Genomic DNA, 11,660 nt, shown 5'->3' with positions numbered 1-11,660 from the left:
TCTTGAGGTTTATTGGGTATAAAAGCGACGTAGCTGCCAAACCCACCGGTTGCACCGGTTTTATGTACCCAAGAGGCGCTTGATAGTGGCATTGGCGGAGTTATTTTTGTGGCGTTCAGCGGCGCCAATGCGTTTTTATTCTCGCTACCGTCGACCAGAGTTTTCGCGTTAACTGGCCAGTTCAGCATTTCCCAACCCAGCCCCTGATACATCTCACCGACATGCCAGTAGCGCGATTGGGCAAGCTTTATTCCCTGTTGCAGCGAGGCATCTCTAACTTTGGCTGGTGTCATGTTGGCTTGCACCCAGCTTGCCATATCCTCAATCGACGATTTCACGCCGTAAGCTTCGGCATCGAACATACCAGGAGAAACGTGCACCGCCTTACCTTCGCGATAACCCCAGGCGTAGTGCTTATCTTGCTGAGGCGGAACATTGATCCAGGTATGCGTTAACTTCAACGGTTGGAACACACGTTGAGTTATTGCCTGTTCAAAACTCATCCCCGACGGTTTGAGCATCAGTGCACCAAACAGGCCAATACTGGCGTTCGAATAAAGGCGTTTGGTACCCGGAGCCCATTGCGGCTGCCAGGTTTGGTAATAATTTTTCAGGGCCGTTTCATTGGCCACGTTGTCCGGTATCTGGAGCGGTAAGCCACCGGCGGTATAAGTTGCCAGATGCAGTAGCGTTATCCCTTGCCATTGCTTGCCCGACAGTGATGGCCAATACTTGCTCGCCGGATCGTCAAGGTTGATTTCACCGCGAGCGACGGCATCGCCGCCTAATACACCCGTGAAGGTTTTACTGACCGAGCCCAGTTCGAATAAGGTTTGCCGCGTAACAGGCTTGTTACCTGCAACGTCTGCCAATCCCCAAGTGAAGTAGTAAGGCTTGCCCTGATAAATGACCGCCACTGCCATGCCCGGAATGGCCTGCTCTTTGATCAGTGGCGCAATGGTGCGATGCACAATGTCGGCTAGCTGTTTTTCCGTTTGCGGTGCGGCAAATACTGAACCTGAGGTGGCAAGTAACAGCATCAAGGATAGGGATTTCTTCAACATGGTTATTTTCCGAAATTGAGGGCTAAGAGGATGTCTGGAGCTATCAGACGCCCTCAGTTTGTGGGATTTGATGGTGGGCGGCAAACGGTAAAATTTAGCATTAGCTAAAAGGTTTTCTAATGGATACCCCTACGGAGAACCTGGAGTCGGGGGATTGAAAGAGTATTTCAGATGTTCTACGCTCGTTGAAATCCGCCAAAATCATTAGTAATATTTAAGAGTTAAATGACAATCTGAAATCTACTGGGAGCTAAGCAATGCATTTTTTATGTCAATTTGAAGCCACAAGTAAAAGGAAAGAAGATTACATAGTTGCCCTCAATGGCTATATCCCCACCACAGAACCATCGGTAGCCAAGAATACGGCAATAATTGTATTTTTGAAAACGTCATGGCTAGCAGAAGCGGCCGACAAGTCGTGGGGTGGGCCTCAGTTTCGCCCTGATGATTTCAAGATAAAACAGGCAAGTTGCAAAAACAACTACCGTGCAGGTAATAGATTTGATCCACCTCAAATCGGTTGCCCAATTGATAGCCCAATATTTGTAGAAGGGAGGAATCGTTCTATTGCAGCAGATTTTTTGGGGATTAAAACAATACCTGTGCTTATACCGAAAGACCATTTACGTAACCTGGATAACAACGATGCCATCTCTGGTGACCCTTCTTATCAAAATTTCGATTTCTCAGAGATTAGAAAGACTTTCCCTAACTTAACGGTGTTAGTAAAACTTGATGGGAAAATAACAGAGATATAAGCGGCCCAGATAGATTTCGGAAGCTGCCGAGTTTAATCGGCAGCATAAGCCCCGCGTTACACGAGATCCTGACCAATCATCATTCTATGGCCGTCGGGAGTCCCTACGGTAAACTCACGCATGCCATGTGGTTTATCAGCAGGTGGCGCAAGGATGATTGCCCCTTTGCTGACAAACTCAGCATAAAGTGCGTTGGCATCATCGACATGCAGATAAGCAAAATAGTTATGATCGCCAATATCCGAGGGCGGCATTGCTTCAGGTGAATGGCCTAGCATGATACGTACACATCCCCTGGTGGCTAGTTGCCAGCCCATCCCTTCCGGCCATGCCAAGTCAAACCCCAAAACGTCGCAAAAATAAGCAGAGCTTTTTTTCAGATCGCGCACGGCAATCACGAACGAACTTGACTGAATGCTGGCAACAGGCTTGGTTATCATAGACTTTCACTTCTCGATTTTGCAAAACCACAGCGTAGCACAGGTCGCAGGATCGGTTTGCCTGACCAGGAATTATCCATACAACTCTGGTACATTAATCCCTTCCCGCGACCACACAACGGAGTTCAGAATGTCAGATAGCATGCAAATTCATATAGCTGCGGCTGTGATAACCGATAAGGCTGGCCGCATCCTGCTGGTCAGAAAACGTGACACGGCGTGGTTTATGCAACCGGGCGGGAAAATTGAATCCGGCGAGCGGCCAGAGGCAGCTCTGGCACGTGAACTGAAAGAAGAGCTGAATGTAGATATCAATCCAGATGAGATGATCCCGCTAGGTCGCTTCACGGATCTTGCCGCGAACGAGCCGGGGCATCAGCTGTTTGCTGATATGTTCCGTATCAGCACCGCACAGACCAATTTCCTCCCCTCAGCAGAAATTGAGGAAGTGATATGGTTTGAACCCTCTAGCAACCACCCGTATCAACTGGCGCCCTTAACTAAAAACCATATTCTTTCTTTGCTGGATCGTTAATGTGCGGCTGCAAGCGTCGCATACCGGGCAAGTCCCCTTCTGCGTAACAACAAAAAGGATAATTTCTTGCATTCTATTACCCTGCCATTTTCCACCGAGCGCCTGCGGCTACGCCGCTTTACCCCTGACGATCTCCATGCCTATGCGGCTTATCATCGCCAGCCTGAAGTGTATCGCTACTTGTATGCTTCACCTCCCGACCAAGCACGGCTAGAAGCGAACCTGGCCGAGGCCGTGGCTTCTCGTTTTAGCGAGGATGGTGATATTTTCTATTGTGCCGTTACCCTGTTAGACAGTGGTGAGCTCATCGGTGAAGTGTTGCTAAAGCTGGCCAACAGCGCTGCGCTGCAAGGCGAAATTGGCTATATCTTCAACCCGGCTTATGCCGGTAAAGGCTATGCGATCGAGGCCGTACGTGCGCTGCTGGAGCGTGGTTTCACCGAAGCGGGTTTCCATCGTATTTTCGCCCGACTAGATGCCGCCAACCGTGGCTCTATCGGTGTGGTCGAACGCTTGGGCATGCGCCAAGAAGCACATTTACGACAGAACGATCGCTTTGATGGGCGTTGGGGTGATGAGTTGATTTATGCGATGTTAAAGCAGGAATGGCCGATACAATAAAGAAGATGATGAAGATATATTGGCAAAACTGTGCCAACGGTTGTTTGCAATGTATTGGTAATCTTAGTACTGACGGGCGCAGCATGCAGCGCCCCTACGCGGCGGTCCGTTGATAATAATATCGACCGCCTGCGCAAAGCCCGTCTCTGAAAATTACCTGAAACTCCATTGTGCGCTAACGACAAATATCGAGGGAAGAATAATGCCGCTTTCTATACCAAAGTAACTGGTGAAGTTGTATTGAACGGCATGATAGATATAGGGAGAGAACCCCACGCCGGTAACATCCTTGAATTTTTCATAGGAACCATCATTACCACATTGGCTGAAAGCATCAAAAAAGAACTCCCCAACATAACCGTATACACCCTTAAAGACCCATCCGGAGTCACTAGATATCCAGTCTCTTCGTAGACCCAGTGCGATACAGCGGTCATTGAAACTGTTTTTCATGGTGCCGACTAAAATACTATATTTTGAATCCTCAGAAAACTTTCGCTCAACGGAGAAAAATTTGTTATCAAAGTTTTCCGTGTATTGCCCCTCATTGTTTATCATATGATAAACAAAGGAACCGGTATTCATGGAATATAGATTTATCTCACTTGCAACACATTCGGGCACCACTGTTAATAAACATAAAATAGCAACGGGCTTATTAAACATTTAAATGACCTCTTTTAATAGGAGTGGTGATTTTTTGACTGCCCTCTCCCTGTCACAGACGTCGCGTAGTACCCCTGTACACTGCTCTCTGCAACGTTTAACGCAGCAAGCAATGCCCCGCAGGAGCACGACCATCAAACGGGAAAACGAGGGTTTAACCATGCCAAGCTTCTTCTATCACTGATTACATCTATTAACAGTAGTACATCTTTATACGGGTGATAAAAATCCGTTTCACGGCGTATTGGTTCGACACTGATTGCTTTTTGCCGCGATGGCATCACGCATCATGTTACCCCATCTTCTTCTTGCACAGATGCCTCCTACACCAGAGCCGTTAAGGCTTTCGCATCCACATGCTCCGCCGCCAAGAAATCAGTGCCTTATCCCACACAGATCACACCTTCTCGTATCGGTGTTGACTCTGAATTTTTGACGTTTCATTATATAACAAATTATATAACGATATTTCTGCTGGTTATTTTATGAACTTGACCCGTCGTAAGTTGATAGGTTTTCTACTCTCTGGGGCAACGCTGTCATCAATACCGCTTTCCGCACTGGCGGATGCCTTGCTGGTTCCTTTTGGCAACCTCCCTAATCCGCTGCAACCTCACCGAGTCCTCAGCGCAGGAGCTCCTGCGGACCTGTTACTGGTGGCGCTGGCGCCGGAAATGTTGTTGGGTCTATCGTCGTTTGACCTTGCGGTAACCGGCGCTGACTATCTTTCCCCCACGCTGACCAAACTCCCTCGTCTTGGCCGCCTTTCAGGTCGTGCAAGTACCCTTTCGCTGGAAAAGATCCTGGCGTTAAATCCTGACATCATTATCGATTGCGGTAGCGCGGATGAGACCTTCAGCTCACTTGCCCAGCGCACAGCGGCGCAAACCGGCATTCCCTACGTGTTAGTGGATGGCAACCTGCAAGATTCGCCCAAGCAATTACGTGAGGTGGGTAAATTACTCGGTGTTTCGCCGCGGGCAGAAAAACAGGCGCAGTTCGCCGAGTCTTGGTTACAAGATGCCAAGCGGTTTTCGCAACAAAACCAGCAACCGCCACGGTTTTATTCTGCTCGAGGGATAACCGGGTTGGAAACCGGCCTGCAAGGCTCGCTTCATACCGAGGCGGCCGAACTGTTGGGGCTGGTTAACGTCGCAAGTCAGGAGGAACGCCATGGGCTAGCCCAGGTTTCCTTTGAGCAGATTCTGTTGTGGCAACCCGACATTATTCTTACGCAGGATCTCAATACCTATCGGCACATCACGCAAGATCCGCTGTGGAACAGCCTGAATGCCGTGCGTGAGGGACAAGTATTGCTGTTTAGCGGGCAGCCCTTTGGCTGGCTAGACTCCCCGCCAGGCATCAATCGCCTGTTAGGGATGCGTAGGTTACAGGGTCACTTTGATCTGGCTATTCAACCCCAGTGGGTCAACGATCTACGCACCTTTTATCAGCTGTTTTACCATACGGCGCTAACTGAAGTGCGGCTCCAACGGCTGCTGGGGGCTGAATGAGTTTCGCCAGGCACCTCGGTTTTGCTATTGCCGCTATCCTGCTCGCCGTGCTGTTAACGCTGATGATCGGCAAATTTCCACTTATGCCTAATGACCTGTTGGCCCTGTTTATCACGCCAGAATCTGCCACGGATCCGCGAGCTGCCATCGTGTTCTGGCAAATCCGCCTGCCGCGTATCGTGGCCGCGTTGATGATCGGCGCCGGTCTTTCTGCTGCGGGTGCTGCCTATCAGGGGATGTTCCGCAACCCGCTGGTCTCGCCAGATATTCTTGGGGTTTCTGCCGGTGCGGGAATGGGCGCATGCATTGCGCTGTGGCTCGGCTTGCCTATTCTGCTGGTGCAACTCGGTGCCTTTATTGGCGGGATGGTCGCCGTGGCGCTGACCTGTCTGATTGCTCAGTTGGCGAAACGCCATGATCCGGTATTGTCGTTGGTCTTGGTGGGTATTGCCATCGGCACTTTATGCGGTGCGGTGATCTCACTGATTAAAATTCTGGCCGATCCTTACACCCAACTGCCCACCATCACCTTTTGGCTGTTGGGCGGCCTTTCAACCATCACCCAGGGCGATCTCTCCAGTACCGCGCCGGTTTTGCTGTTGGGCATGTTGCCGCTGTTGTTACTGCGTTGGCGCATGAATCTGCTGAGCCTGCCCGATGAGGAGGCCCGGACGATGGGGGTAAACGTTAAGCGCTTGCGCCTGACGTTTATCATCTGTGCGACGTTAATCACCGCCAGCGCTGTGTCGATTGCAGGCATTATCGGTTGGGTTGGTCTGGTGGTGCCGCATATTTGCCGTTTGCTGGCTGGCGATAATTACCAGCGCCTGTTCCCACTCTCCATGCTGGTCGGTGCCCTGTTGCTGTTACTTACCGATACGCTGGCGCGCAGCCTGTTTCCCCTCGAAATACCATTAGGTATTCTGACCGCGTTGATCGGCGCCCCCTTTTTCCTGCTGTTATTACTGCGTGGGGGGCGTTAATGAGCGTGGTTCTATTTCGCAACGTTGCGCTGGGCTATCGCCGGGATGCTATCTTGCAGAACATCAGTTTTACCCTGCAAGCGGGGGAAATTTGCTGTCTGCTCGGAGCCAATGGTTGTGGGAAAACGACCCTAATGCGCACGTTGCTTGGACTGTTACCTGCACTTGGCGGGGAAATTGTGCTGTGCGGCAAACCGCTTGGCCACTGGTCTGCGGCATCATTGGCGCAAAAAGTGGCCTACGTTCCCCAGGCCCATGCTGGCCCCTTTAGCTACAGCGTGCTGGATATGGTCACTATGGGCCGCAGCGCTCACCTTGGTCTGTTCGCCTCACCGGCGCAGCGCGATCGCCAACTGGCCCACGATACTCTAGAGACCTTAGGTATTGCTCATCTCGAGGCTCGGCTGTTTCCCACGCTTAGCGGGGGTGAACGGCAATTGGTGCTGATTGCGCGCGCTTTAGTGCAACAGCCGGAGATCCTGGTGATGGATGAGCCTGCCGCCAGCCTCGATTTCGGTCACCAGATCACCCTGTTAAACCGTATTCGCCAGCTTAAAGCGGCGGGCATCACCCTGCTGATGTCCACCCATCACCCAATGCATGCCAAAGCGGTGGCCGATACGGTGGTCACGCTCGATCCACTCGCGGGAGCATTGCAGGGAATGCCAGCAGCAATGCTGAACAGCGCGTCACTGTCCCGGCTTTACCGGGTCAGTGAGCATGAAATTGCCACCCATCTAGCAATAGCACCGACTCAAACAAGGAAATAACCATGCTTATAGATGAAATCGACTTTGCCAGACTTTACCAACAGCAGTTGGCCCTGGCGAAACGCACCGAAAAGGCCCCGGAACACTGGGATAAACGGGCCGAGAAAATGTCGGTGACCTGCGCCAATCCGCAAGATCCCTATCTGATCCAACTGATCGCCAAAATGGATCTCACGGGCGCACGGACCTTGCTCGACGTAGGTTGCGGGCCGGGCACCGTGTGTTTAAACGTGGCAGACCAGCTCGAGCAGGTTTATGGCATCGACTATAGCTCTGGCATGCTGGAAGTGGCTGGCCAGCGCGCACAGGCCATGAAGTTGTCTAACGTCACGTTAAAGCGCCGGGCGTGGGAAGAGAGTTGGGATGACTTGCCCCTATGCGATATTGCCGTGGCCTCGCGCTCTACGCTGGTTGGGGATTTGCGCAATGCCATGCAAAAAATCGATCGGGCAGCGCGGTTAAGGGTTTACACCACTCATACGGTCAGTTCTTCGTTTGTGGATGTTGCATTACAGCAGGCCATCGGCCGCCCGGTGATTGAGCTGCCCAATTATATCTACGCGGTTAACGTCCTCTATCAGTTGGGGATCCGTGCCCGCGTCGACTTCATCCGTGGCCCTAACTGTCAGGGGAACATTGACAGTTATGAGCGTTTTTGCGAAAGCGTCAGTTGGTCGCTGGGGACATTGAGCGATGATGAGCAGCAGCGGCTGTTTGATTATTACACCCGCCACCAGCAGTTAGGTCAGCGGTTGGTTTCTCCCACTCGCGACTGGGCGCTGGTTTACTGGGATAAAAATCCGGAGGCCGTATGATTTTTATTCCGGACAGCTATCTGGATCAATGGCTGATGGATGATATTCAGGGCGGCGATCTCACCACGCGAGCCTTGGGGATCGGTACTCGTCGTGGTGTGATGCATTTTTATCATCGCCATGGCGGCTGTGTCAGCGGGTTGCACACGGCTAAACGCATGCTGGCACGGCTTGGACTAGATGCGGATCCACACCTGCAAGATGGCAGCGTGACTAGCGCTGGCGAACTCCTGCTAACCGCCACTGGCCAGGCGGATGCCCTTCATCAAGGTTGGAAGGCGGTGCAGAACCTGCTGGAGTGGAGCTGCGGCGTCTCTGATTATCTGTATCGCATGCGCCAGATCCTGCAACGCTATTCACCGCAGGGGCAAATTGCCTGCACGCGTAAAACCATTCCTGGCACCCATTTATTGGCGATGCAGGCGGTGGTGGCGGCAGGTGGCATCATCCATCGGGCGGGTTGCGCCGAAACCATCCTGCTGTTCGCTAATCACCGCCAGTTCTGCGCCAACCCCACAGACTGGCAAGACTTGGTGGCTACGCTACGCCAACAGGCACCGGAAAAAGCCATTATCGTTGAGGCGGATACGCCGGATGAAGCCAAAGCCGCTCTGCAGGCACGGCCAGATATCGTGCAGTTGGATAAATTTGCCGTGTCGGATGTGGCGACACTGCAAAGCTTTGCGAAAGAACATGCGCCCGGCTGTCGCCTTTCACTTGCCGGAGGCATCAACCTCAGTACGGTAGAAGCGTATGCGCAGACCGGCGTGCCCCTGCTGGTGACCTCTGCGCCCTATCATGCGCCTCCTGCCGATATCAAAGTAAAACTTATCCCAACGGATTAAAGCCTTCTTGATGGGTACGGTCTCTGGCCGCGCCCATGGTTACTACTATCGCTATATAAAAATAAACATAATGAAATCTGGGAAGATGATGAAAATGAAAAAAACGACTCTCTGCACCACCCTATCCTTTTTGATGACCGGGAATGTCATAGCGGCAACGTTGCCCCCCGCCGAAGATACCATGACCGTTTGGGGTAGCCCGGTGGCCAACACCAGTACGGTGGTGACTCCCGAAACCTTTACCCAACTGGATAAACGCAATGTAGCCGAGGCGCTGACTATCGTGCCAGGCGTGACGTTGCAGAAATCTGGTGGCCGCAACGAGCTCCAGGTTCGGGTGCGCGGTTTTGATAATCGCCAGGTGCCGGTGTTTTATGACGGGGTACCGATTTACATCCCCTATGATGGCAACCTGGATCTGGGGCGTTTCTTAACCTCCAACTTGGCGTCGCTGGAGGTTTCTAAAGGCTACACGTCGTTGCTACAAGGGCCGAACCAGATGGGCGGTTCAATCAATCTGACCACATCAAAGCCAAGCAAGCCGCTGGAGGCCAGCATCGGCTATCGTCAGGGCTGGAGCCGTGGCAGCGATAATGCGTTCGATGCCGATGCCTCGCTGGGGATTAAAAACGATATCGGTTATCTGCAAGTCAGCGGTAGCCAATTAAAACAGCGCTTCGCGGGTTTGCCGCATAGCGTGAACAATGACGTCGCGGGCGAGAATGGTCGCCGTACCAATTCCGCATCGGACGATAAACGCGGTATTGTCAAAGTCGGCTTTACCCCGCGTGAAAACGATGAATATACCTTCACCTACATCAAGCAGGATGGGGAAAAGCAAAATCCGCCGTACGCCGGTACCAGCGACCAGAAACCCCGCTATTGGCAGTGGCCTGAGTATGACAAGGAGAGCTATTACTATCAGGGAACCACCAGGCTGGGAGATGGCTTTACGCTAAAAAGCCGCGCTTACCGAGACACCTTTAAAAATACCCTGATGATGTATAACTCGCTAAGCGATCTGCACAAGGGGATCGGTAGCTACAGCCACTACGACGACTATACGGACGGCGCAGCGTTGCAGCTGTCTGCCGATATGCGCGAACGCGATCAGCTTTCGTTCGCCGCGCATTGGAAAGAGGACGTTCACCGCGAGCAGGGATCTAAAGACGCCCCTTACGATCGTTATAAAGATCGCACCTGGTCACTCTCCAGTGAATATCAGTGGGCGGTGGATGACCAATGGGACGTAGTCGCCGGGATAAGCTATGACTGGCGGGATAGCCTGGAGGCGATGAAGCATGAAAACAACGGTAAAATCACCCGCTATGACGACAATAGTCAAAACGCCTTCAACTGGCAGGCGATGACCAAGTACCACTTTGATAACCGCGATGAAATTGCCCTTTCGTTCTCCGATCGCAGCCGTTTCCCGACGCTGAAAGAGCGTTATACCACCTCGCGCCCGGCGTTTGGCCAAGTGGCTTTGGTGAATCCGAATCTCAAAGCAGAGCGCGCTCGTAGCGTCGATCTCACCTATAACGGTTATCTGACCGAAAACTGGGGATACGAAGCCAGCGTATATTACAACCGGATCAGTGATGCCATTCTGACGCAGAATATCGATACCAATACGGTGCAAAACCGCAACAGCGGGCGGGTGGATTACACCGGGCTAGATCTGGGTATCAAAGGGGTGATCGCGGAGGAGCTGAAGGTTGGCCTTAATTACAGCCTCATTCACAGCAGCGTGAAGGATCAGGGCGTGGGTAAAATTACCGGCCTGCCTACCCAGACCGTCGTGGGCTGGCTGACCTATACGCCGTGGCAACCGCTGAGCGTTACCCTGTCTGAAGAAGCCCGTTCATCCAGTTACAGCAACACCGATGGTAGCCAGAAAGCGGCAGGATTTGCCGTCACCAACCTGCGTACCGATTATCAGATTATCAAAGGGTTGAGCGTTAACGCCTCGGTAAATAATCTGTTCGACACCGCCTACGCCTATACCGAAGGCTTTGCTGAGGAAGGCCGTAACTACTGGGCCGGTATTGAATATCAGTTCTAATCTTCGGAGCAGACAAGATGAAAAATGAACCGGTAAAAGCCCAACTGCAATATATTTTATGCAATACCCAGTTGCCGGGCGGAACCCGCGGAAAGCAAATAGTAGGCTTGATGTGCTGGCCACCTCTTGGCGGGGTCAGGTGCTCAAGCGTTTAAACCTTCACAACGCCTAGCTGTCGCACCCTCGGTGCCAGGCTCAGTAGCTATTTTGTACTGGGCCTGGCTTACTGGAGGAGTATCTTGGAGCAATCTGCATAAATTTTACTCCCCTTTTCCTTAACTCCCTGCGATGATTTCGGTTTTGATGGATTCACTCAAGGGAAAACGGTGGACATACGTTATTCGGTATTCGAAGCGGGAAAAGCAGGCAGTACGCTTATAGAACTTTTCACATTAGGAAGAACAATGAAAAAGACGATTTTATTTTTTGCAGTGGTATCTTTTTCTGCTGTGGCTGGTATTGCTGAAAATACAACAAAGCCAGTTGCATTGATAGCATTGAAAAAAGACGATGGGCAGTATATAAGTCTATGTAAAACAATCAAAATTGACTGTGAAAACGGGGTTATAGTGGCACACTGATAC

The 11,660-nt window shown here is 51.7% G+C and carries 13 protein-coding genes; 10 read left to right on the top strand and 3 right to left on the bottom strand.

Annotated features, from left to right (window positions below; translation table 11 throughout):
* The coding region (gene ampC, locus U869_RS0127995) for a class C beta-lactamase (protein WP_025123168.1) at nt 1-1,064 on the bottom strand (1,064 nt) is incomplete at its 3' end.
* Between the two features lie 257 nt (nt 1,065-1,321).
* On the opposite strand from ampC, the gene U869_RS0127990 reads away from it, so the two are divergent.
* Nucleotides 1,322-1,822, top strand: a complete 501-nt coding sequence (locus U869_RS0127990) for a hypothetical protein (protein WP_025123167.1) — start codon at nt 1,322-1,324, stop codon at nt 1,820-1,822.
* Between the two features lie 56 nt (nt 1,823-1,878).
* Here the strand turns inward: U869_RS0127990 and U869_RS0127985 are convergent, their stop codons facing one another.
* Entirely contained in the window at nt 1,879-2,262 is a 384-nt protein-coding gene (locus tag U869_RS0127985; protein ID WP_029988279.1) for a VOC family protein, read from the bottom strand.
* A 130-nt stretch (nt 2,263-2,392) separates the two neighbouring features.
* On the opposite strand from U869_RS0127985, the gene U869_RS29855 reads away from it, so the two are divergent.
* Together U869_RS29855 and U869_RS0127975 are read left to right on the top strand one after the other, a co-directional pair.
* Nucleotides 2,393-2,797 (top strand): NUDIX domain-containing protein, encoded by a 405-nt coding sequence (locus U869_RS29855; RefSeq protein WP_029988277.1) that lies wholly within the window; start codon nt 2,393-2,395, stop codon nt 2,795-2,797.
* Nucleotides 2,798-2,863: 66 nt separating this feature from the next.
* Nucleotides 2,864-3,418: a GNAT family N-acetyltransferase gene (locus U869_RS0127975; RefSeq protein ID WP_025123164.1), complete on the top strand. Its 555-nt coding sequence runs from the start codon at nt 2,864-2,866 to the stop codon at nt 3,416-3,418.
* Between the two features lie 153 nt (nt 3,419-3,571).
* Here U869_RS0127975 and U869_RS0127970 read toward each other — a convergent pair whose 3' ends face one another.
* Nucleotides 3,572-4,084, bottom strand: coding sequence for a hypothetical protein (locus U869_RS0127970; RefSeq protein WP_025123163.1), 513 nt, complete (start codon nt 4,082-4,084; stop codon nt 3,572-3,574).
* 485 nt (nt 4,085-4,569) lie between these two features.
* On the opposite strand from U869_RS0127970, the gene U869_RS0127965 reads away from it, so the two are divergent.
* The 7 genes from U869_RS0127965 to U869_RS32340 all read left to right on the top strand — a co-directional run bounded on the left by U869_RS0127965 (nt 4,570) and on the right by U869_RS32340 (nt 11,657).
* Complete coding sequence (locus U869_RS0127965) at nt 4,570-5,598, top strand: iron ABC transporter substrate-binding protein (protein WP_025123162.1); 1,029 nt, start codon at nt 4,570-4,572, stop codon at nt 5,596-5,598.
* Nucleotides 5,595-6,581: an iron ABC transporter permease gene (locus U869_RS0127960; protein WP_025123161.1), complete on the top strand. Its 987-nt coding sequence runs from the start codon at nt 5,595-5,597 to the stop codon at nt 6,579-6,581. The genes U869_RS0127965 and U869_RS0127960 overlap by 4 nt, the downstream gene beginning before the upstream one ends.
* Complete coding sequence (locus tag U869_RS0127955) at nt 6,581-7,351, top strand: ABC transporter ATP-binding protein (RefSeq protein WP_025123160.1); 771 nt, start codon at nt 6,581-6,583, stop codon at nt 7,349-7,351. Before U869_RS0127960 ends, U869_RS0127955 begins: the two co-directional genes overlap by 1 nt.
* Nucleotides 7,352-7,353: 2 nt before the next feature.
* Entirely contained in the window at nt 7,354-8,166 is an 813-nt protein-coding gene (locus U869_RS0127950; RefSeq protein WP_025123159.1) for a class I SAM-dependent methyltransferase, read from the top strand.
* A complete protein-coding gene (gene modD / locus U869_RS0127945) occupies nt 8,163-9,011 on the top strand; it encodes a ModD protein (protein WP_025123158.1) in 849 nt (282 codons plus the stop codon). Before U869_RS0127950 ends, modD begins: the two co-directional genes overlap by 4 nt.
* Before the next feature lie 88 nt (nt 9,012-9,099).
* Nucleotides 9,100-11,076 carry a TonB-dependent siderophore receptor gene (locus U869_RS0127940; RefSeq protein WP_025123157.1) on the top strand — a complete coding sequence of 659 codons (1,977 nt, stop codon included), beginning with the start codon at nt 9,100-9,102 and terminating at the stop codon, nt 11,074-11,076.
* Nucleotides 11,077-11,480: 404 nt separating this feature from the next.
* Complete coding sequence (locus U869_RS32340) at nt 11,481-11,657, top strand: hypothetical protein (protein ID WP_157834777.1); 177 nt, start codon at nt 11,481-11,483, stop codon at nt 11,655-11,657.
* Nucleotides 11,658-11,660 lie beyond the last annotated feature (3 nt).

The organism is Serratia sp. H1w (genome assembly GCF_000633355.1).
Lineage (GTDB): Bacteria > Pseudomonadota > Gammaproteobacteria > Enterobacterales > Enterobacteriaceae > Chania.
This window is presented reverse-complemented; position numbering and strand designations above follow the sequence as displayed.

Excerpts from the sequence above, each read along its gene's own strand:
- U869_RS0127990 (WP_025123167.1), top strand. The coding sequence starts at position 1,322 with ATGCATTTTTTATGTCAATTTGAAGCCACAAGTAAAAGGAAAGAAGAT.
- U869_RS0127985 (WP_029988279.1), bottom strand. The coding sequence starts at position 2,262 with ATGATAACCAAGCCTGTTGCCAGCATTCAGTCAAGTTCGTTCGTGATT.
- U869_RS29855 (WP_029988277.1), top strand. The coding sequence starts at position 2,393 with ATGTCAGATAGCATGCAAATTCATATAGCTGCGGCTGTGATAACCGAT.
- U869_RS0127970 (WP_025123163.1), bottom strand. The coding sequence starts at position 4,084 with ATGTTTAATAAGCCCGTTGCTATTTTATGTTTATTAACAGTGGTGCCC.
- U869_RS0127965 (WP_025123162.1), top strand. The coding sequence starts at position 4,570 with ATGAACTTGACCCGTCGTAAGTTGATAGGTTTTCTACTCTCTGGGGCA.
- U869_RS0127960 (WP_025123161.1), top strand. The coding sequence starts at position 5,595 with ATGAGTTTCGCCAGGCACCTCGGTTTTGCTATTGCCGCTATCCTGCTC.
- U869_RS0127955 (WP_025123160.1), top strand. The coding sequence starts at position 6,581 with ATGAGCGTGGTTCTATTTCGCAACGTTGCGCTGGGCTATCGCCGGGAT.
- U869_RS0127950 (WP_025123159.1), top strand. The coding sequence starts at position 7,354 with ATGCTTATAGATGAAATCGACTTTGCCAGACTTTACCAACAGCAGTTG.
- modD (WP_025123158.1), top strand. The coding sequence starts at position 8,163 with ATGATTTTTATTCCGGACAGCTATCTGGATCAATGGCTGATGGATGAT.
- U869_RS0127940 (WP_025123157.1), top strand. The coding sequence starts at position 9,100 with ATGAAAATGAAAAAAACGACTCTCTGCACCACCCTATCCTTTTTGATG.
- U869_RS32340 (WP_157834777.1), top strand. The coding sequence starts at position 11,481 with ATGAAAAAGACGATTTTATTTTTTGCAGTGGTATCTTTTTCTGCTGTG.